Origin of the sequence: Collinsella sp. CLA-AA-H302, assembly GCF_040093305.1 — a bacterium.
Taxonomy (GTDB): Bacteria; Actinomycetota; Coriobacteriia; order Coriobacteriales; family Coriobacteriaceae; genus Collinsella.
In genome coordinates, this window is record NZ_JBBNJW010000003.1 from 218,347 (window position 1) to 239,874 (window position 21,528).

Below are 21,528 nucleotides of genomic sequence, written 5' to 3' on the forward strand. Positions count from 1 at the left end.
GAGGAAACATGAGCTATCTCATCATCGAGCTTGAGACGCAGCTGCTTAAGACCGGAAAGACCAGCGCTGATCTGATTCGGGCGACGGGGCATACTCCGGCTAATATTTCAAAGCTAAGAAACGGAAAAATAAAAGCTATTCGCCTTAAGACGCTTCTCGAAATCTGTGATGAGCTTGATTGTCAACCGGGAGATATTATTCAGCGCGTGAGCGAGAAAGAGCTTGAGGAGCTTATTGTCGAACGCGCAAAAAATGTCGTGAGGCAGATGCGGGATGGCGGAGGCAACGAGGCGTCACTTCCGACATCAGTCTTCGCTGTCGATTTGAGCGATGAGTAGCATATAGCGAGCAGCTAAAACGAGATATTGGTGTGATGGGGCCCGTGTCCAGCACGGGCCCCATCTCTATAAATTATCTTGACAAATATAAGTTATCGATAAACAATAACTGCAAGAACGAACGATAAAAGAAAGGAGGAACGATATGAGCGCATCAGCGATAAAGCTATCAAAGGTGTCAAAGCGCTATGGGAAGCGCCGCGTTTTGCATGGCGTTTCCTTCGAGGTACATCAGTCTGAGCTCTGTGCCCTTGTTGGTGCAAACGGGGCGGGCAAAAGCACGCTTATTAAAATAGTGCTGGGCCTCTGTGAGCCATCGTCGGGGAGCGTGGAGCTCTTTGGAGGCAAGTCGAAAAAAGAGCTGAGCCTGATGCGGACGCGTGTCGGCTATGTGCCAGATTCCAGCGGAGCATACCAATCCCTCAGTGCGGTGGAGAATCTTCGGATCCGATGTGCGGAATGGGGGCTCGATGAGACACGTGAGGTTCCTCGCGTCTTGGGCCTAGTCGGGCTGGACGTCGATGAGAAAAAGAGTGTGAGCAGTTTTTCTCTGGGAATGAAGCGACGACTGGATATAGCTACGGCTTTATTGGGCGACACCGACGTACTCATTTTCGATGAGCCGGCAAATGGGTTGGACCCGCTGGGCATCGAGAGTATATGGACCCTTATCGGTCGATTGAATCGGGAGCAGGGCAAAACCATGCTCATCTCTAGCCACGACTTGGCTGAGCTGGCATCGGTTGCAACAAGCTGCCTGTTTCTTCATGACGGCGAACTGCTGAAAAAGGAACAGATGGACGTCATAAGGGGTGAGGCGTCGTCCCTAAAAGAGTATTACAGGCGCTTGATGAAGGCGGTCTCGCTATGAAGCGGGCGATCCATCCCATAAAGGCAGATATGATGCGTTTGCGCAGGATGTTTCCGGCGAAGTTTGGTCTTGCGCTTATGCTGGCGTTCGGCCTTCTCTTCGGTGTCATTCTAAAAAACGGGTTAACGTTGCTAGCCTTTGGCAATAGCGTTTTTGGGGAGGATATTGGTTTCATCTGGAATGTAATCGATCCTACTGCGCCTGATGAGTCCCTTGTGCGCAGTGCTTTTGCCGGTACCTCTCTGTTCGTTCCGCTCATCGTTTGCCTGGCGATTTTACAGGAGCGCGGCTATGAAGAGGGATGCCGAATTTCTTCAGCAAGAGGTCTTACCCGCTTTTATGGGGTTCTAGCACATGCGCTTTCGTCTGCTTTAATAATTGGCGCAGCATATATTGCGCTTTGCTTTCTTCTGTTTGCAATAGCCATAATACGTGGAGGGCATAGCTACGCGTATGGCATGCTGGCTGCATTTTTGCCTGCAATGATAGTCAACACCGTATTGGTGATATCGGTTGCGCTGGAGACGGTGACCATCTATCGGATTACAGGCAGCGCTGTATTGAGCGGGGCTGCAATAATAATCGGATTTGTCATGAGCTTGACGCTCTACGGAGCCTTCCTTCAGGCACCTATACCATCCTTGCGATGGATCTTCTTCCTTCCTGGGCCGTACCTTGGAGTCGGATGTGCCCTTGGGTATAGCGATATGGGGCAACTGGCGCTTCTGGGCTATGGCGTGGCAGCCAGCTGTTTATCGGTATTGATTTACGCTCTCGTGAGCTTTCGTGCTGGGGGTGTGCTCAATGGCTCGTCAGATTAAAAGATTCCTCCATTCAGAATTGAAGCACGTGAGTAAATGGACGTACGCCTTAATCCCGGTAATTTATGCGTGCATGGTGGTATTGCAGCTTAATTCTTTCCCGATGTGGTTCTGTAGTCTCCGTGAGAACAGTTTCTTGGGCTTTTTCCCAGACCCGACGCTTCTGCTATCGGCGGAGGATGTCCTTCTATTTGGTAATGCAGAGCTTTTTCGCGGTCTGCTGTTCAACGTAGCCCCGTTGGCTCATGCATTGTTCTTTCCGTTCATCGCGGCTTGTATTGTGCCGCGCTTTGTCAGTTCGGGCTTTGTCGAGGAACCGTGGGGGCTGTCGGAGGCTCGGGGAGGGAAGCGGGCGTGCGTTACCGTTGCGCGAACGGTGCTGTCTTCTTTCGCCCTATTGGGCGCGTTTATCCTGTCAAGTGTCGTTTTGTACTGTCTTAACTGTGCAATCGTTTTGGATGCTCAACAGTGTTTCAACCTGAATATGTTTTGCTGTCGACTTCTTCTGGCGAGTGCCGTCTGCCTTGCATATGTGGTCTCTTGCGTGATCGTTGTTTCCTATTTTGGGTCCGGCTTCGGTCCTATTGGCATGCTGTTGCTTGTCAATGTCGTAACGCTCTACATACAGGTCGGAGCCAATTCCATGCTTCCACTTCCGGCCTCGATGCTCATGTGGATTTGCGGCGTGACCCCGTTGGAGGACGGTCAATGCACCTCGATTTTAATTGACTGCCTGATTAACGTAGCAAGCGTTTTTGCCATCTGCTTTACCGTCGACCGATTGCGGTCGAGATTTCTTTGATTGTTTGTGAGGGATGAACATACCGAGCATATCAAATACAGGGGGGCGGGCACCGTAGTTGGTGTCCGCCCCCCTAGTATGTGAGGCTTTAGCCTGTGTGGTTCGTAAACTAGCGGGCCTGCTTTACCTTTGCCGCCGCCTCGACAAACGACTTCCACAGGTTAAAGTCGGTCTCGAGCGTCTTCCACGTGTACTCGGGATGCCATTGCACGCCCAAGCAGAATGGCTGGCCTTCGACCTCGATGCACTCGGGAACGCCGTCGGTTGCCTTGGCGACCAAACGCGTGCTCTTACCCAGACGATCGACGCAGCAGTGGTGTGCGGAGTTGGTTTGGATCAGCCTGTGTCCGCCAACCGCGCGGTCGAGCAGCGAGCCCGGCACGACCTCGACGGGATGCACGGGGTCGTTGAGCACGTGGGTATGGCGCCACTGCGTGCGGCCCTCGCGAGCGCCCAGGCTCGGCACGTCCATGCACAGGGTGCCGCCAGTGGCGACGTTGAGCAACTGCGTGCCACGGCAGGTGGTAAAGAGCGGCTTTTTGGCGCGGAGCACCTCGCCGACCAGCTTAAACTCAAAGCTATCGCGGATCTCGCAGCAGAGGGTGGGGTCGTAGGGTCGATCATCGCCCCAGCGTTTGGGGTTGACATCCGGGCCGCCGGGAATAGCGATACCGTCGGCGATATCGACGTAATGGCGGATGACCTCAATGTCCTCGGTGATGGACATCTGCAGCGGCAGGCCGCCGGCGGCAAGGATGGCATCGACAAAGACACTTGCGATTTCCTCGTTGGGGGAGAGCGTCTCGCTTAAAAACGGCTTCGCCTCTTCCCAGCGCGGCGCGACGAGGATGAGCGGGCGGTCGGCGGGATCGACGTCGACGTGCGGGGTGTATGACGATGAAGTGCGAGTTCCGATCATAGGTGTTGCTTTCGAGTTTGGATGGTCATGGCGAGCAGATATGGCAATTGGGCTAGTGGCCCTTGATGGAGTTGAGGAAGTCCTGGGCGCGCTTGGTCTGGGGGTGGTCGAAGAACCCGTCGGGCGTGCCGGTCTCCACGATCTGACCGTCTGCCATAAACACGACACGGTCGGCCACGCGACGGGCAAAGTTCATCTCGTGCGTAATCACGATCATCGTCATGCCCTGCTGGGCCAGACGGACCATGACCTCGAGCACCTCGTTAATCATCTCGGGGTCAAGGGCGCTCGTGGGCTCGTCGAAGAGCATGGCCTTGGGCTGCATGGCAAGCGAGCGGGCGATGGCCACGCGCTGCTGCTGGCCGCCCGAGAGCTGTGCGGGCACCTTGTCGGCCTGCTCGGCAACGCCCACGCGGCTCAACAGATCCATGGCGCGCTCGCGGGCCTCGTCCTTGGAGACGCCCAGCACATCGACCGGTCCCAGCATGACGTTCTGCAACACGGTCATATGCGCGAACAGGTTGAACTGCTGAAACACCATGCCCAGCTCGGCACGCATGCGGGCAAGATCCTTGCCTTCCTGCGGCAGGGGCTCGCCCTCGATGAGAATCTCGCCCGAGTCGATGGTCTCCAAGCGGTTGATGGTGCGGCACATGGTCGACTTGCCCGAGCCCGAGGGGCCGATCACGACGACGACCTCGCCGCGGTCGACCGAGAGATTGATGTCGTTGAGGACGTGCAGATCGCCATAGTGCTTATCGACGTGCCTGAGCTCGATCAGCGGCTGATTGCCGGTGGATGAGGTGCTCTGTGCCATGGTGCTCGGCTCCTTATGACTCGAAATGGTAAAGCGTTAGCGGATGATGGTCGCGCCGGTCTTGTGCGAAACGTAGACAGCGGCCTTGTTGATCGCGACGTTGATGAGGATATAGATGACCGCGATGACCAGGTAGACCGACACGAGGGCGTCGTAGTTGGTAATGAGCACGCGGGCGTTTTGCATGAGGTCGGGGTAGCTCACCACATAGGCGACGGTGGTGTCTTTGACGACGACCACAAGCTGCGAAATCAACGACGGAATGATAAACCGAATAGCCTGTGGCAACACAATTTTAAAGGTGATTTTAGCCTTGGAGAGACCGAGTGCCTGGGCCGCCTCGACCTGCCCGCGCGGCACGGCGTTGACGCCGGCACGGAAGATCTCGGCAAGCACGCCGGCTGCGGCGAGCGCGACGGGAAGCGTGAGCATCCAAAACGACGGCAGTGCGATCTTGTATTGAGGCAGCACCAAAAAGAAGAAGTAGATGAACAGAAGGCTCGGCACGCCACGGAAGAAATCGGTGAGTACGCGGCAGACCAGCTGCAGTGGCTTGATGTCGCTGATACGGCCGAGCATGAGGGCTAAGCCCAGCACCAGCGCGATAGCGCCAGCGGTAAGTGCGACTTTAACGGTGCCCTCAAAGCCGGCAAGCAGGAACTTCCAGGTGGTGAGGTGCGTAAAGAAATACCAATAGTGGACCGAAAGCTGACCGGTCACATAAAAGCGCTGCAACACGAGGGCAACGAGTGCGGCCACGGCGACAAGCGAGATGGCGGTGCCGATGCGAATCTTGGCGCGCATCTTGGGGCCGGGAGCCTCGTAGAGCGCATCGCGCATGGTGAGCGCGGGAGAGGAGTGCTTGCTCATCGGAGAATCCTCACCTTCTTATCGATATAGTTGCCAATGTGGCTCACCACAAAGGCCGTGCCCAGGTAGCCGAGCGCCGAGATAAAGAACGCGGCGACGCCGCCGAGCGAGCGCGTGTTGATGTAGCTCACCACGCCGGTAAGCTCTTGCGGCTTAAGCGGCACCTGGCTGCCGAGCGCGGTGGTGAGCATGACGGCGATAAAGAGGTTGGTCATGGGCAGCACGCTCGAGCGCAGCGCCTGCGGAATCACGATCTTGGCGAGGATACGGCTGAAGCTCATGCCCAGCGAGCGGGCGGCTTCCACCTGGCCGACACCGACGGTGTTGATGCCGCTCATAAAGTTCTCGGAGCCAAAGGCAGAACCCAAGAGCACTGTGGCGACGATGACGCAGGTGCGGTAGGGCAGGACGACCTTGAGCGGCGGCAGCGCGTAGACGACGATAATGAGCAGCGCGATGCCGGGGATGTTACGGAAGACCTGGACATACAGGTCGCCAAAGACGCGCAGCGGCTTGAGCGGCGACACGCGCATCACGGTGACGGCGACGGCCAGCACCATGGCGATGGCAAACGACTCAAGCGCCATGCCCCAGGTTGCTAGCAGCGCGTCGATATAGTTCTGGCCATAGAGCGACCAGAGCTCGGAGAGACTCATGCGGACCTCCCGCCGGTAAGGAAAGGGGCTCCCGTGTGTACGGAAGCCCCGACAACTCAGTGAGGAAACAGTTTACCGCAATAAAGCGCATCGTGCGTTTCCATATGGTTTCGTTACGGCCGTTGCTCGGCTCTATGGCCTAGGCGCCGACCTCGGGCAGCTCGGGAACATTGGTGTCACCCGTGCGGTCGCCGATGCAGATCTGCCACAGCTCGGTCCAGGTGCCGTCGTCCTCGATCTTCTTAAGGAAGTCGTTGACAAAGGCGACGCCGTCGGAATCGAGCGGCAGGCCGATACCATAGGGCTCCTTGCTGCCGAAGGGCTTGCCGGCGATCTTGTACTTACCGGGCTCGCGGACCAGGGCGCTCTGCTGCATGTTGTTATCGATGACGTAGGCGTCAACGCGGCCCTGTTGGAGTGCCTGGCGGGCCTCCTCGTCGGTCTTGAACTCTTGCTGGCTGGCCTTGGGGGCGAACTCCTCCAGAATGGCGGGGCCGTTGGAGCCGGACTGGACGGCGACGTTCTTGTCGGCCAGGTCGTCGACGCTCTTGATGTCGCCGTTATCGGCGAGCACCAGGATAGCCTGCTGGGTGTAGTAGTAGGGACCGGCGAAGGAGACGAGCTTCTTGCGCTCGTCAGTGATGGTGTAGGTGGCAAAGACGGCGTCGACCTGGCCGTTCTGCAGGACGGACTCGCGCGTGTCCGAGGTCACCTGGGTGATCTCGACCTTGTTCTCGCCCAGAATGTAGTTGGACAGAAGCTGTGCGATACCGGCGTCGAAGCCGCGGGTCTGACCGTCCTTCTCGTTGAGGAGGGAGAAGAGCGTGGAGGTCTGGACGCCACCGATCTTAAAGACGCCGGCATCCTTGACGGCCGTGGCCCAGGTGCTGGCGGCGATGGCGTCATCGTCGGCCTTGGGGCCGTTGTCGACGAGCTTGTCGAATGCCTTGGCATCGAGCGTGGCGGAAACTTCGGTATCCTCGGAGCTCTTGGAGGCGGCGGCGGAGCCCTTGTCGGCCTCGGCGCTGGTGTCAGAGCAGCCGGCAAGACCAAGGCCGGCGACGGTTGCGAAGGTGGCGGCGACAAAGCCGCGGCGGTCGAGAACGACCTGCTGGGAGAGGTTTTTGCTCATGGTAGAACACCTTTCTCAATAAAATCCCTAGCGGTTGAGTAGAGTTATACCCTATCGCGCTCAGACGGGTCAACACGAAATAACTCAGAAACATACTTACCTTATGGGTTATTCTACCTACCAAATAGGGACAGGCACCTTTGTGGTGGTTTGGGCTGGTGCGGCGGCATGCCTTACTGTTTTGTCTCAATCTGTAACATCTGCAGCCGTTTTTGCCGAGTAACTGTTACAGATTGAGATTTTCTCTTCAGGGCAATTCGAATGTCTCAATCTGTAACAGGTAGACGAGGAAATGGGTTCTTACTGTTACAGATCGAGATTTTCTCCTTAGGGGGATTTGAATGTCTCGATCTGTAACAGGTAGACGGGAATTCGGGCCATAGATGTTACAGATTGAGATAATTGAGCTGTGAAAATAAAAACCTCCGCAGGGGTGCTTCCCTTGCGGAGGTTTTTACTCGTTGAGTAGTCTTACGGCTTCGGCGGCCATGTTTTCGACCGTCATGCCGTTCTGGGAGAGCAGCTCGTTGGGGTCGTAGCGGTCGGGGAATCCCTTGGCGATACCAAAGGTGCGCGTGCGCAGCGGTGTGCAGGCCAGGTAGCACGCCACGCGCTCGCCCCAGCCGCCGTCCAAGATGCCGTCCTCGAGGGTGACGACAACGCGATATTCGGCGGCAAGGCTGTCGAGGAACTCACGGTCGAGCTCAGTTGCATAGCGCGGGTTGACGAGCGTGGCCTCGATGTCGTACTCGGCAGCCAAGCGGTTTGCCACGCGCTCGCCCAGCTCAAAGAAATCGCCAAGCGCGAGCACGGCCACGTCGCGACCCTGGCGCACCACGTTGTAACGAACGGCGCCGTAATCGGCGTCCTCGGCAGGCGCCAAGTCGGGGCGGCTTACCAAGCCAATGCCCGGCACGCGAATCGCCACGGGATGCTCGCGGTGATCGAGCGACCAGCTCAGCATGGACAGATACTCCTCCATGCAGGCCGGCGCCAAGTAGTGCATGTTGGGAAGACCGCCCAGCATGGAAATATCAAAGAACGAGAGGTGCGTCTCGGATGTGGTGCCAAAGATCGACGCGCCAAATACCAGGATGGTTGCGGGGGCGTCGTTGAGGCACAGGTCGTGCCACAGTTCGTCGTAGGCGCGCTGCAAAAACGTGCCGTACACGCCAAGGACCGGCTTGGCGCCCGAGCGCGCAAGCGCGGTGGCAAAGGTCACGGCGTGCTCCTCGGCAATGCCCACGTCGACGAACTGTTTGCCGGCGGCAGCGCGAAGCTCGGGTGTAAAGCCCATGATATAGGGCGTGGCGGCCGTGATGCCCACGACCTGTGAATCGCGCTCGATGGCGGCGCTGAGCGCCTCGCCCGTAATGTCGGCATAGGTGCGCGGCGCAGGCTCGCTCGGATGGCCCGGGCAGAGCTTGCGCCCAGTCGCCATGTCAAACGGACCCACGTGGTGCCAGCGCTCGGGGTCGCTCTGGGCCGGCTCAAAGCCCTTGCCCTTTGCGGTGGAGACGTGCAGCACGATGGGATGATCGATATCGCGCAGTTCCTGCAGCGCGTCGACCAGGGCCAACACATCGTTGCCGGCGTCCAGATAGCGGTAGTCGAGTCCCATCGCGCGGAAAACGTTGCGCTCGCAGGTGCCGTTGCTGGCGCGCAGTTCGGCCAGATTGCGATACAGGCCACCGTGGTTTTCGGCGATGGACTGGTCGTTATCGTTGACGATGATGATCAGGTTGCTGTCGAGATCGGCGGCATTGTTGAAGCCCTCAAACGCCAAGCCGCCCGAAAGCGAGCCGTCGCCAATGATGGTGATGACGTTGTACGCATCGCCCGCCAGGTCACGAGCGTGTGCCAGGCCGCAGCCCAGGCTCACCGACGTGGAGGTATGGCCCATGGCGAACAGGTCGTGCTCGGACTCGTCGGGATTGGCAAAGCCAGAAGCCTCGCCGTAGCGTGCCGGGTCGATATAGGTGTACGCGCGCCCCGTCAGCGCCTTGTGGGCATAGGTCTGGTGCGACACGTCAAAGACAATTTTGTCGGTGGGGGAGTTAAACACGCGATGGAGCGCGACCGTAAGCTCAACGACGCCCAGGTTGGGGGCAACGTGCCCGCCGACGGCGGCGGAGCTTTCGAGGATTGCCTGGCGAATCTCGCCGCAGAGCAGCGGAAGCTCGGCGCGGTCGAGAGCCTTGACGTCCTCGGGCGTTGTCGTTTGCGTAAGCAGCATCGTTGTGGGTTACTCCATGCGAATCGAGCGCCGGCGCTCCCTCGGCCGGCACAATTGCACAAGACAGTCTCGCACATTTTGGCGTTTGATATGTGACGGCGGCGCGGTAATTCGCCAACTGGTGGGGCAAAACGTTTTGTCCGATGCCATACTGATGTGTTCCATGATGTTTTTATCGATTGTGCACAGGCCGTGGCTTGTCGCCGTGGGCCGCTGGAAGGAGGCAGCATGTCCGATACCGTTCGTGCCGAGAAAATCGCGCGCGAGGTCGACGATGCCGCCCGTCAGCTTGCCCAGGCGGGCCGTCTGGACCTGACGCGCGAGTTTATCCAGCATGGCGATGTGACGGTGTATGCGCATGTGACCTCGGTGGCGCGGGCAAGTCTGTCATTTGCCGAGCGCTTGGGCCGTGCTGGCATTTCGATCGACCGCGCCTCGCTGCTGCGCGGGGCCCTGCTGCACGATTACTTTCTCTACGATTGGCACGATCCCGATCCAAGCCATCGGCTGCACGGATTTCGGCATCCATTTTTTGCCCTAGCGCGTGCGGAGGAAGATTTTGAGCTGACGTCGCGCGAGCGGAATATCATCGTGCGTCATATGTTTCCGCTGGTGCCGGTGCCGCCGACGTGTCGTGAGGCTTGGATTGTATGCCTGGCCGATAAATGGTGCGCGCTGCGTGAGACGGTCGCCGGCCGTCTGCGGCACAAAGGCGGCGCGAACGATGACGTGAGCAGCGAATCGAGCGAAAAGAGGAGAGGGTAGACGGTGGGGACCGTGATCGACATGGCATTTGACGGCGCGACGCTTGCCGCCTGTCCGCTCTCGGCGCTGGTACTCTCGTTTGCCTTCTACGGTTTTTGCGGCTGGGTATGGGAGTCGACAGTCTGCGCCATGCTCAACCACGGACGCTTTGCCAACAGCGGCTTTTTGCTAGGGCCGTGTTGCCCTATCTATGGTGTGGGCGGTATAGCCTGCTGGCTTTTGCTGCGCGGGATTCCGGATGCCTCGAGCCAGTTTGTTGCCGCGGCGCTCGTATGCAGCGTGATTGAGTACAGCGTCGGCGCGCTGTTGGAAAAAACAACGGGCGCTCGCTTTTGGGACTATTCGCACCTGCCGTTTAACCTGCACGGACGCATCTGCCTGTACTGGGCCTGCGCGTTTGGCTTGGGTGCGTTGTGCATTTGCCGTTTAGTGGAGCCGGCATTGCTGGGGCTGCTTGGCCATCTGCCGGTGCTGATTGTGCGGCTGTCCGCCTTTATCGTCGCGGTCGCGATGATGGTCGATGCGGTGTGCTCGTTGGCCAGCTGGCGCCGCCTGTCCGATCAGCTTGAGCGTGTGCGTGCCGACCTTGCCGACCGCATCAATGAGTCGCTTGCCGACGCCTCCGACTCTATGCTCGAACGTATTCCCGATTCGGCGATCGACTCGGTGGCGCAGACGCATATCCGCGGTCGCGCCGTTAACGCTTGGCTGGCCGAGCTGGGCGACGCGGCACTCGATGCCCTGCGTGAGAAGGCTTCGATGCCGACGTTTATTTCGGATGGTGCTCGCGGCCTGGCGCTTGCCGCCCGCCGCGTGGCCGATGCTGCGCCGAGCGTGCCCCGTCCGTCGCTCAGTCGTCGCCTTGCCGGCAGGCGCGCGAGCCGTCCGGTGCCGAGTGTGTCGCTCAGTCGTCGCGACCTGCGCTTCTTTAACGCCTTCCCGCGTCTGCGCATCAATCGCTACGAGGGCGTCATCCGAGCTACCGACCTCCGCGACCGAGCCCGCGAGCTGTTCCGCCGCTAGCCGAGACGGGCGTGTTTGCGGCTTCCTTGCTCGCGTATTTCCCGTTCGTTTCGCGCCCGTTGCCGCGCCGTTTCCAAGATTGCGGCACCGTTTCCATTCGACAACGCAGCGTTTAACAACGCCGTATCTGGTCTACACCAGTTGCCCCTCGGCCGCATTATGGGCGCCGACAACGTTCATGCGACCAAGGGGGAGCGAATGTACGATACGGGATCGACAACGTTTATGCTCATCTGCACCATGCTCGTGTTTTTAATGACACCGGGTCTGGCGTTTTTCTATGGCGGCCTGTCCAGGCGCAAAAATGTCATCAACACCATGCTTATGTGCTTTGGCGCCATTGGCCTGGTTGGTGTGCTGTGGATTGTTGCCGGCTGGTCGCTGGCCTACGGCGGCGACGGTTCCAGCCCGTTTATTGGAGGCCTTGACCAGCTGCTGTGCCTGCCGGTGCTCAACCAAGTGCTGCAGGCGGCCGAGAGCAATGCCGCGGACGGTGCCGTCTACCCTCAGATTATCAACATCGCCTTCCAGATGGCATTTGCCATGATCACGGCCGCCATCGTCACGGGCAGCCTGGCAGGTCGCGTTAAGTTTGGTGCCATGACGGCCTTCCTGGGCATTTGGCTGCTCGTGGTCTATGCGCCGCTCGCCCACATGGTTTGGGGCGGCGATGGCTCCTTTATCGGCGACATTATCGGCGCGCTCGACTTTGCCGGTGGCGACGTGGTGCACATCTCGTCCGGTCTTACGGGCCTGATTCTCTGCTTAATGCTCGGCCGTCGTCGCGGCTTTGGCATGGTGAGCTATCGTCCGCATAACGTGCCGTTTGTGGCGCTGGGCGCCGGCCTGCTTTGGTTTGGCTGGTTTGGCTTTAACGGCGGCAGCGAGTTTAAGGCCGACGCCGTGGCGGCGCTCGCCATCCTCAACACCGTGACGGCCAGCGCGGCGGGTATGCTCTCGTGGCTTGCCGTCGAGCGCGTGCATACCGGTCGCCCCACGCTGGTGGGTGCCAGCACCGGTTTGGTCGCGGGCCTTGTGGTGGTCACGCCGGGCGCGGGCTTTGTCGAGCCGTGGGCGGCGCTGGTCATGGGCCTGATCGTCTCGCCCGTCTGCTACTTGGCCATCAGCCATCTTAAGACCAAGTTCGGCTACGACGATGCGCTCGATGCGTTTGGTTGCCACGGTGTCGGCGGTATCTTGGGCGGCGTGCTCACGGGCCTGTTCTGCGTGCCGGAACTTTCGTGGACCGGTAAGGGTGGCCTGTTCTACACGGGCGACGTATCGCTGCTCATCTCGCAGGTCCTGGGTATTGTGGTGACGGTCGTTATCGTATTGGTGCTCGATTTGGTGATTGCCGCGGTGGTCAAGGTGCTGTTCCACGGCAGCCTGCGCGTGGACGAGGCCGACGAGGCGCTGGGCTTGGATGCGAGTCAACACGGCGAGAGCGCCTATCCTTCTTTCTCCGGACTCGATTAGCAGCTTCCCCAAGCACCGCACCTTGCCGTTCAATCGTCGCTCACGTACTTAAGTACGCTTCGCTCCTCTTTCACGGCAATCTGCGGCACTTGGGAAACCTGCTAAGACCAGTCAGTTGAATTTTTTGATTTCTGAGGTTGGTTTGCGGCACCTGGGAAACCCGCGTCTCATGTAAAGGGATACGTTGATTATTGAGAGGAATTCATTATGAAAAAGATCACGGCTATCGTCCGTCAGGAAAAACTTGAGGTTCTCAAAGACGCGCTGTTTGCTGCTGATGTTCGCGGTATGACTATCAACCAGGTGCAGGGCTGCGGCGCACAGCATGGCTGGAAGGAATACGTGCGCGGCAACGAGTTGCTCGTCAACACGATCCCTAAGGTGCAGTTCACCCTCATCTGCGCCGACGAGCATGTTGACGGTATCGTTGACATCATCTGCAACGCTGCTCGCACCGGTGCCGTTGGAGACGGCAAGATCTGGGTTGAGCCGGTCGAAGAAGTCATCCGCATTCGCACCGGCGAACACGGCCCCGCCGCGGTGTAAGACACCTTGCTTGTTGGGCGCGTCTCTCCTGGGGCGCGCCCATTCTCGTCTACAATAACGTTCAGACGAAAGAGAGGCATGCCTATGATCAAGATGTTCGCGAGCGACTTAGACGGAACGCTGCTTAACGCCCTGCACGAGGCAGACGGGACCATTCGTCGCGCCATTCGCGAGCTGACCGAGGCTGACCTACATGTGGTTCCCGCGACTGGACGCTCGACCCTGCCGATCGGCGAGCATGGCTTTACGGGCCTGGCACTTGACGCCTGCTGCTCCAACGGATCTATCGTGCGCAACAGCCATGGCGAGGTGCTCAAGACCTGGACCATCGACCCCCAGATTACCGAGGAGTTGCTCAAGGAGTTTCCGGATATCTGCTTTGACTGCTCCACGCCCGACGGCATGTTCTCGAGTGGATCGTTCGAGATGCATCAGGCGGGCTTTAAAAAGGACGGCCCCATCAAGCGTATCGTGATGCGTGGCATGCGTGCACGTGGCGGCTATCACGAGGAGCAGTATTTCGACCAGTCGATCGGCGACATCTTGCGCCACGATGTGTGTAAGATCAACTGTCGCGTGACCTCGCCCGAGCTGGAGCGCGACCTTAAGGCGTATCTTGCCGAGCGCTCGGACCGTGTGGTCAACGCGCCGTTCGATCCGGTGATGTTCGAGATCACGGACGTGGCATGTAACAAGGGCGAGAGTGTGGCCTGGCTGGCGGGCTACTACGGTATTGCCGAGGACGAGGTCGCGGTCTACGGCGACGGCGGCAACGACATCGCCATGCTCAAGCGTTTCCGCCACAGCTACGCGACCAAAAACGCTAGCGATGCAGCTAAGGCCGCCGCGAGCGCGACCATCGGCAGCTGCATGGTCCACGCCGTCCCCAAACACATGCTCGCCACCATGCATAAGCAGAACTCCCGCACCATCATCGAATAATGTGACAAAGGGATTGTCCCTTTGTCACATGGGAGATACCGGCTTTTGGCGTATAGGACTGTTACGCTTTCGCCACCAACAAATTTCGAGTTATTCGGCCTGTCGGAGGTCGTTAAATGGCTAAAGATGCCCTCTCGGGAACATTCATGCCTCTAATGGTGTTTGATTCGGTGACGTAAGTGCGCAAATGGGCATGTATACGCTCAAATAAGGACAAAAACCCTCAGATAATCCCGGCGGTGCATTTATAGAAACCAGTAGCGTGGCCGAATAACTCGAAAAATGTAGTTGGCAGCTCGGCGACAAGCTCGGGTATGGCAAAGGAACTGCTCCTTCGCCATACCCGAGCTCCGATCTTCTGAAATGCGAACAAACATTCGCATATCTAACTGCGCTTTGATAGAATCGGTATCGTTGACGGCAGTTCCATGTGCCGGGCAGCGCCCTCCATCTGATGGGAGGTGATGCCCATGACCGATTTGATTGATTTCGTGAGGCTCCTGACCGCATTGGTCTCGCTTCTTACGACGCTTATCGGACTTTCCGAGGCACTCAAGCAACGCTCGAAGCGTAACAGAAGGGGTCGCCGCCGCTAAGGCGTTGACCCCCTAAAACAAGCAACGGCGCTGCCCAGCTTTCCAGAACTTGGGCTGCCGTCGACACTATTCTACCCACGAATGACATTTTGGACAATCGGCAATGTCGCTTCAGGCTGGGACAAAGGGACAAAGGGACTGCCCCTTTGCCACAATCTAAATATTGCCTTTACGTGTTGATGCACACGGTGTGCAATAATACTCGCACTGTGCAATAGCGCACAGGCTGAGTAACAAGGAGGACGCTTGTCCCAGCTCGAGAAATGCGATCGCCGGTCCCTTCGCTCGCAGCGTGCCCTTCGCCAGGCACTTGCCAGCGAGCTTGCCGAAAGCGGCGACCTTTCGCGCATTAATGTCGCGTCGCTCACCGAGCGTGCTGGCCTTACGCGCCGCACGTTCTATTCGCACTATCGCGATATCCCCGACTTCATCAATCAAATCGAGGACGGCTTGCTGGCCGAGATCCGTGAGCGCATTGAGCTCATCACCGCAGCTCAGCTGCCTGATCTCTATCACAACATCGATGAGCTCGAGCCGGCGCCCGGTTCGGTTGAGCTGCTGCGTTATCTTGCGGCCAACCGCGACTTAATCGGTGCGCTGCTGGGTCCGGGCGGCGATCAGGCCTTCATTAAAAGGATTATCGACACCGCGCGTGAGGCTGTGGTGCCGCGTGCGCAGACGGGCATTTTGGGCCTGGCGCTGGGCACGTTCTTTGACTACTACGTTACCTACGTCGTGAGCGCCGAGGTCGGCATGATTCAGCGCTGGTTTGAGCGTGGGCTCACCGAATCGCCTGAGGCCATGGCGCGCATTATGACGGTGCTCGCTTTTGTGCGCCCCGGCGACCTGTATGGCCAACCCATCGATATCAACGTGCCGGAATACGGCATGAAGCTATTGAACTTGCAGCTCGAGGACGCGGCCGACACCGCCGCAACCGTCGAGTCCAACAACTAAGAGGAGAGACAATGAGCAAACTCGTCGAGGGCATCAAGGACCGTGTGGTCGCTGCCGCACGCGAGGCCGCGCCCGCCGTGGTGGACGCTGCGCAGAAGGCTGCGACCGCTGCTGCCGAGAAAGTTGCCGAGGCTGTTGCCGATGCCAAGAACGCGGCAGGAGAGACGTCCGTCGCTAGCGAGCCCGTAGCCGCCACTGAGCCCGTAGCCGCCGCCAACGCCCCCGAAGGCGCGATCTTCAACCCCGAGAACGCTACTGGCAACCTGCACCTGGGCATCGACGTGGGCTCCACCACCGTCAAGCTTGCCGTGCTCAACGACGACAACCAGATCGTCTACGCCAAGTACCAGCGCCATCACACCGATGTCCGCGCCTGCGCCCGCGACCTGTTTGAGGGCGCCGCGACTGTACTGCCGACGGCCCAAATGACCTGCGCCATTACCGGCTCGGGCGGTCTGCTGCTGTCCCAGTGGCTCGAGCTGGAGTTTGTCCAGGAGGTCATCGCCAGCAAGCGTGCCGTCGAGACCCTCATTCCGGCCACCGATGTCGCCATCGAGCTGGGCGGCGAGGACGCCAAGATCATCTACTTTGACAACGGCATCGAGCAGCGCATGAACGGCACCTGCGCCGGCGGTACGGGCGCGTTCATCGACCAGATGGCAACCCTGCTGCACACCGACGCGAGCGGCCTCAACGAGCTCGCGGCCAACGCCACCACCATCTATCCCATCGCTAGCCGTTGCGGCGTCTTTGCCAAGACCGATGTGCAGCCGCTCCTCAACGAGGGCGCCCGCCCCGAAGACGTGGCCGCCTCCATCTTCCAGGCCGTTGTGACCCAGACCATCTCGGGCCTGGCGTGCGGCCGTCCCATTCGCGGCAACGTCGCCTTCCTGGGCGGCCCGCTGCGGTATCTCTCCGAGCTGCGCCACCGCTTCTACCTCACGCTCAACCTGGACGAGGAGCATCGTATCGTGCCCCAAAACGCCCACCTGTTTGTGGCGAGCGGCGCCGCCATGGCGCACGAGTCCAACAAGCTCAGCACGTTCCCGCAGCTCATCGAGGCTATCGACAGCTTAGGCGACACGCAGGGTGCTGAGGTCGAGCGCCTGGACCCGCTCTTTGCCACCGACGAGGACTTTGCCGAGTTCAAGGGTCGCCACGACACCGAGGTCGTCCCCAAGGGCAAGCTCGACGGCTACACCGGCCGTGTGTTCATCGGCATCGACGCCGGTTCCACCACCATGAAGGCCGCGCTCGTGGGCGAGGACGGCCAGCTGCTGCACACCTGGTACGGCAACAACAACGGCGACATCCTGGGCACGGCCAAGGTCATCATGGCCGATTTCTATAACCACATCCCTGCGGGCTGTACCATCGGCCACGTGACCACCACGGGCTACGGCGAGGCGCTGCTCATCGAGGCCCTCAAGGCCGATTCCGGCGAGATCGAGACCGTCGCGCACCTGCGCGGCGCCAAGGCTTTCCTGCCCGGCGTCGAGTTCATCCTGGACATTGGCGGCCAGGACATGAAGTGCCTGCGTGTGAAGGACGGCGTCATCGAGCACATCATGCTCAACGAGGCCTGCTCGTCGGGCTGCGGCAGCTTTATCGAGAGCTTCGCCGTGTCTATGAACATGGACGTGCGCGCGTTTGCCGATGCCGCCATCCATGCCAAGGCCCCCGTCGACCTGGGCAGCCGCTGCACGGTCTTTATGAACTCGCGCGTCAAGCAGGCGCAAAAGGAAGGCGCCACGGTGGGCGACATTGCGGCCGGCCTGTCTTATTCCGTCATCAAGAATGCCCTGTTCAAGGTCATTAAGCTGCGCGACCCCAAGGAGATCGGCAGTCAGGTGATCGTCCAAGGCGGCACCTTTATGTCCGACGCCACGCTGCGTGCGTTTGAGCAGCTCACCGGTGTTCACGCCGTGCGCCCCGACATCGCCGGCTGTATGGGCGCCTACGGTGCGGCCCTGCTCGCCCGCGATCGCGCCGGCGCCGACGGCACCTCGACCATCCTTTCGGCCGAGGACATCGCGCACCTCACCGTGACGCAAAAGCACGTCCGCTGCGGACGTTGCTCCAACAACTGCCAGCTTACCGTCAACGATTTTGGCGGCGGCAGGCGCTTCATTACCGGCAACCGCTGCGAGAAGGGCGCCGGCCACAAAAAGCAAAAGACCGAGGCCCCCAACCTCTTCAAAAAGAAAAACGAGCTGCTGTTTAACCGCGAGGTGCTGAGCCCCGACGAGGCCCCGCGCGGCACCGTCGGCATCCCCCGCGCCCTCAACATGTACGAGAACTACCCCTTCTGGCACGCGTTCTTTACGCGCCTGGGCTTTAGCGTGCAACTGTCCGACCAGTCGAGCAAAAAGACCTACCAGGCGGGTATCGAGTCCATGCCGTCCGAGAGCGTGTGCTATCCGGCAAAGATGAGCCACGGCCACGTGATGAACCTTATCGACCGTGACGTCGACTTCATCTGGATGCCGTGCGTGCGCTGGGAGCGCAAAGAGGATCCGACGGCCGGTAACTGCTACAACTGCCCCATCGTCATGAGCTACCCCACGGCGCTGGCGCTCAACATTGATGAGATCCGCGAGCAGAACATCGAGTTCCTGTACCCGTTTGTGCCCTATCACGACAAGACCGAGCTCAAGCGCCGTCTGTATCAGGTGCTCGCCGTCGACCGCGTGGCCGATGCCGAGGCTGGTCGTGGTCGCGTGCGTGGACCCAAGATCACGCGCTCCGAGGTCAATGCCGCCGTCAACGCTGCCTTTGAGGCCGATGCGCGTTTCCACGAGGACATCCAGACCATGGGCGAGGAGGCTCTTAAGTGGGTCGAGGACCACGGTGGTCACGGCATCGTGCTCGCCGGCCGCCCCTACCATAACGACCCCGAGATCAACCATGCCCTGCCCGAGCTTATCTCGAGCTTTGGCTTTGCGGTCTTTACCGAGGATTCGCTCGCGCATCTGGTGAAGCCCGAGCGTCCGATTCGCGTCGTCGACCAGTGGATGTACCACAGCCGCCTCTACGCCGTCGCCCGTTTTGTGACGATGCGCAACGACCTGGACCTGATTCAGCTCAACTCTTTCGGCTGCGGTCTGGATGCTCTGACCACCGACCAGGTGCAGGAGATCCTGGAGGCCAGCGGCAAGATTTACACCGTGCTCAAGATCGACGAGGTGTCCAACCTGGGTGCCGCGCGTATCCGCATCCGCTCGCTCATGGCCGCGCTTAAGGACCAGGAGGCCGAGCGCTTGGCCGAGGCCACGGCCGCGGGCGAGGCCTACGAGCAGGGCGATGCCGCGCCGGTGGCTCCCTCCACGGATGCCCCCGCGTTCGCGAGCCGCAAGTACACGTTCGAGGCGCAGCGTGAGAGCGCTTCGACCGCATGGCCCAAGGTGCCCTTTACCGAGCAGATGCGCGACGAGGGCTACACCATCCTGTGCCCGCAGATGGCGCCGATCCACTTTGACCTAGTCAAAGAGGTGTTCCGTGGTGCCGGCTACAACCTTGAGCTGCTGCCCTCGACCGACCACGATGCCGTCGAGGCCGGTCTGCGCTATGTGAACAATGACATCTGCTATCCGTCGATCCTGGTGACGGGCCAGATCATGGAGGCCATCGAGAGCGGTCGGTACGACCTGTCCAAGACGGCCGTGGTCATCAGCCAGACCGGCGGCGGCTGCCGTGCCACCAACTACATCGCGCTCATTCGCAAGGCTCTGCGCGAGAGTGGCCACCCCGAGATCCCCGTGATCTCGCTTTCGGCCGTGGCGCTGGGCGAGGACAACCCCGGCTTTAAGATTACGCCGGCGCTGCTTAAGCAGGCAGTCTACGCGGTGCTCTTTGGCGACGTGATGATGCAGATGCTCTACCGCTGCCGCCCGTACGAGGCCACGCCTGGTGCCGCCAACGCGCTCTATGAAGAGTACATGGCGCGCGCTCGCAAGCTGGCACCCAAGTTCAACAGGCATAACTACACCAAGCTGTGCCGCGAGGCCATCCGCGCGTTCGACACCATGCCGCTTGTGGGCGAGGGCACCAAGCCACGCGTGGGCGTGGTCGGTGAGATCCTGGTCAAGTTCCACCCCACGGCCAACAACCACGTGGTCGACGTGATCGAGCGCGAAGGCTGCGAGGCCGTGGTACCGGGCCTGCTCGACTTCTTCCTGTACTCCATGAGCAACGCCGAGCTGCAGAAAGACGAGCTGGGAAGCTCTGCTACCACGCGCGCGGGCATGCAAGCGCTCATCAAGCTTGTGGACTGGATGCGCACGCCGGTGGAGGAGATGCTCGAGAAGTCCCGCCGCTTCGAGGCACCCGAGCGCATCGGCACCATGGCCGACAAGGCCCGCACGGTGCTTTCGGTGTGCAACAACATGGGCGAGGGCTGGCTGCTCACGGCCGAGATGCTCGACCTGATCGATCATGGCGCGCCCAACATCATCTGCACGCAGCCCTTCGCCTGCCTGCCCAACCACGTGGTGGGCAAGGCCGTGATCAAGGAGCTGCGCCGCCAGCATCCCGAGAGCAACATCGTCGCGGTGGACTACGACCCCGGCGCGTCCGAGGTCAACCAGCTCAACCGTATTAAGCTTATGATCAGCGTGGCCAAGGAGAACATGCGCGCCGGCAAGGGCTTTAAGCTCGAGAAGGTGGCGCCGCTCGCGATGGACGAGGTCACCGGCCAGATGCGTGCTCACGACGGCTGCGTGAGCTGCGGACCGGCCAGCGAGGAGGCCGTGGCGTCGGTCGCTGAGCGCCTGGGACGCGGCATTAAGAAGTAACTGGCCTGCTATGGGCTAGATATGGGACAAACGGGTGGCAGCCGTACCGGCTACCACCCGTTTTTATTGCACATATGTTGCGTAAATAGTGTTGCAGGCGCCTTCAGCGGACTCGGATTTCGGAAGTATGCGGCAAAATTTGAATAGGCCGAGCGCACTGGATATGTCCAAGCTCTGTACCTGCGGTTTCATTGGCGAAAAACCGGGGTGTGCTCGAGGGCTCCGGAATTTGCCGCATACTTCCGAAAACAATGCCTCGGTGGCACCAAAAATTGCCTCCGAACCCTGAGATAATGAACATATGTAGCCGTTCGCCGCAAATTATCGTCCGTTCATGGAACCTATCTCCAACGAGTTGTAACCATATGGTTTGATGTTGGAAACATATGATTGCCGGCAGGCCGTAGGTGACGTTTGCCCTGATATCGGAGGTACCAAGTATGTTTCGTGCTCCGTTAAACAAGTATCGGGCTGGCTAACATGAGCCGCCGTTTTGTCTCGATAACCCTTGCAGTGGTTTGCCTGGCAGTGCTTCTGGGCGCTGCAGGGCAGTTTGCTATAAATCGAGAAACATCCTATATGCAGGAATGTGCTTCCGAAGGCTTTGTCATTGATGGTTACTATCGGGATGACAAAACGAGTCGGGAAACCCTGGCTTTTCTTGAGGAGGACAACTGTCGATGGCAGCTGGTCGACCAAGACGGAATCTGCACAGACGGGCAGTTTAAGCGTACGGATGACCCCAACATCCTGATATTAAAGAAGGAAAACGGTGAAGAATTCGGTACGGTCCACGTGGCGTATATTTCGCGTCGACGCGATCAGGGTTGGCTCTACCTATTTAGAGATACCAAGGTGACCCGCTTTAATCTGGTGAGCACTTATCCGGCGTTTATGGTGGAGTCCGGCGATGTCGATGTGGAAAGTTGATTTACGGCAATAAAGCAGCGAGCGGGGGCGCGGTCATG

Annotated in this window: 18 protein-coding genes; 12 read left to right on the forward strand and 6 right to left on the reverse strand. The window is 59.5% G+C overall.

Annotated elements, in window-relative coordinates; translation table 11 throughout:
• Nucleotides 1-8 precede the first annotated feature (8 nt).
• From AAAV21_RS03545 to AAAV21_RS03560, 4 genes are all read left to right on the forward strand, one after another.
• Nucleotides 9-338, forward strand: a complete 330-nt coding sequence (locus AAAV21_RS03545; RefSeq protein ID WP_271743916.1) for a helix-turn-helix domain-containing protein — start codon at nucleotides 9-11, stop codon at nucleotides 336-338.
• Nucleotides 339-483: 145 nt separating this feature from the next.
• Entirely contained in the window at nucleotides 484-1,209 is a 726-nt protein-coding gene (locus AAAV21_RS03550) for an ATP-binding cassette domain-containing protein (RefSeq protein ID WP_349107527.1), read from the forward strand.
• Complete coding sequence (locus tag AAAV21_RS03555; protein ID WP_349107529.1) at nucleotides 1,206-2,030, forward strand: hypothetical protein; 825 nt, start codon at nucleotides 1,206-1,208, stop codon at nucleotides 2,028-2,030. The genes AAAV21_RS03550 and AAAV21_RS03555 overlap by 4 nt, the downstream gene beginning before the upstream one ends.
• Nucleotides 2,014-2,832 (forward strand): hypothetical protein, encoded by an 819-nt coding sequence (locus AAAV21_RS03560; RefSeq protein WP_349107530.1) that lies wholly within the window; start codon nucleotides 2,014-2,016, stop codon nucleotides 2,830-2,832. Before AAAV21_RS03555 ends, AAAV21_RS03560 begins: the two co-directional genes overlap by 17 nt.
• 109 nt (nucleotides 2,833-2,941) lie before the next feature.
• Here AAAV21_RS03560 and AAAV21_RS03565 read toward each other — a convergent pair whose 3' ends face one another.
• The 6 genes from AAAV21_RS03565 to AAAV21_RS03590 all read right to left on the reverse strand — a co-directional run bounded on the left by AAAV21_RS03565 (nucleotide 2,942) and on the right by AAAV21_RS03590 (nucleotide 9,462).
• Nucleotides 2,942-3,751: a gamma-glutamyl-gamma-aminobutyrate hydrolase family protein gene (locus AAAV21_RS03565; RefSeq protein WP_349107533.1), complete on the reverse strand. Its 810-nt coding sequence runs from the start codon at nucleotides 3,749-3,751 to the stop codon at nucleotides 2,942-2,944.
• 52 nt (nucleotides 3,752-3,803) lie between these two features.
• Nucleotides 3,804-4,568: an amino acid ABC transporter ATP-binding protein gene (locus AAAV21_RS03570; RefSeq protein WP_349107535.1), complete on the reverse strand. Its 765-nt coding sequence runs from the start codon at nucleotides 4,566-4,568 to the stop codon at nucleotides 3,804-3,806.
• 36 nt (nucleotides 4,569-4,604) lie between these two features.
• A complete protein-coding gene (locus tag AAAV21_RS03575; RefSeq protein WP_349107537.1) occupies nucleotides 4,605-5,438 on the reverse strand; it encodes an amino acid ABC transporter permease in 834 nt (277 codons plus the stop codon).
• Nucleotides 5,435-6,094, reverse strand: a complete 660-nt coding sequence (locus AAAV21_RS03580; protein ID WP_161115084.1) for an ABC transporter permease subunit — start codon at nucleotides 6,092-6,094, stop codon at nucleotides 5,435-5,437. The genes AAAV21_RS03575 and AAAV21_RS03580 overlap by 4 nt, the downstream gene beginning before the upstream one ends.
• A 139-nt stretch (nucleotides 6,095-6,233) precedes the next feature.
• Nucleotides 6,234-7,226, reverse strand: a complete 993-nt coding sequence (locus AAAV21_RS03585) for a glutamate ABC transporter substrate-binding protein (RefSeq protein ID WP_349107539.1) — start codon at nucleotides 7,224-7,226, stop codon at nucleotides 6,234-6,236.
• A 454-nt stretch (nucleotides 7,227-7,680) separates the two neighbouring features.
• The gene (locus AAAV21_RS03590) at nucleotides 7,681-9,462 is read right to left on the reverse strand and encodes a 1-deoxy-D-xylulose-5-phosphate synthase (protein WP_349107541.1); all 1,782 of its coding nucleotides are present in this window, start codon (nucleotides 9,460-9,462) and stop codon (nucleotides 7,681-7,683) included.
• Nucleotides 9,463-9,690: 228 nt separating this feature from the next.
• On the opposite strand from AAAV21_RS03590, the gene AAAV21_RS03595 reads away from it, so the two are divergent.
• The 8 genes from AAAV21_RS03595 (at nucleotide 9,691) to AAAV21_RS03630 (ending at nucleotide 21,490) form a co-directional block, all read left to right on the forward strand.
• Nucleotides 9,691-10,227, forward strand: coding sequence for an HD domain-containing protein (locus AAAV21_RS03595; protein ID WP_349107542.1), 537 nt, complete (start codon nucleotides 9,691-9,693; stop codon nucleotides 10,225-10,227).
• A gap of 3 nt (nucleotides 10,228-10,230) precedes the next feature.
• Complete coding sequence (locus AAAV21_RS03600; RefSeq protein ID WP_349107545.1) at nucleotides 10,231-11,250, forward strand: putative ABC transporter permease; 1,020 nt, start codon at nucleotides 10,231-10,233, stop codon at nucleotides 11,248-11,250.
• Between the two features lie 198 nt (nucleotides 11,251-11,448).
• The gene (locus tag AAAV21_RS03605) at nucleotides 11,449-12,726 is read left to right on the forward strand and encodes an ammonium transporter (protein WP_349107547.1); all 1,278 of its coding nucleotides are present in this window, start codon (nucleotides 11,449-11,451) and stop codon (nucleotides 12,724-12,726) included.
• Between the two features lie 207 nt (nucleotides 12,727-12,933).
• Entirely contained in the window at nucleotides 12,934-13,272 is a 339-nt protein-coding gene (locus AAAV21_RS03610; RefSeq protein ID WP_099432138.1) for a P-II family nitrogen regulator, read from the forward strand.
• 78 nt (nucleotides 13,273-13,350) lie between these two features.
• A complete protein-coding gene (locus tag AAAV21_RS03615; RefSeq protein WP_349107550.1) occupies nucleotides 13,351-14,214 on the forward strand; it encodes an HAD family hydrolase in 864 nt (287 codons plus the stop codon).
• 842 nt (nucleotides 14,215-15,056) lie between these two features.
• Entirely contained in the window at nucleotides 15,057-15,767 is a 711-nt protein-coding gene (locus AAAV21_RS03620) for a TetR-like C-terminal domain-containing protein (RefSeq protein WP_040358972.1), read from the forward strand.
• Nucleotides 15,768-15,778: 11 nt separating this feature from the next.
• A complete protein-coding gene (locus tag AAAV21_RS03625; RefSeq protein WP_349107552.1) occupies nucleotides 15,779-20,560 on the forward strand; it encodes an acyl-CoA dehydratase activase-related protein in 4,782 nt (1,593 codons plus the stop codon).
• A gap of 480 nt (nucleotides 20,561-21,040) precedes the next feature.
• A complete protein-coding gene (locus AAAV21_RS03630) occupies nucleotides 21,041-21,490 on the forward strand; it encodes a hypothetical protein (RefSeq protein WP_349107554.1) in 450 nt (149 codons plus the stop codon).
• Nucleotides 21,491-21,528: the final 38 nt, after the last annotated feature.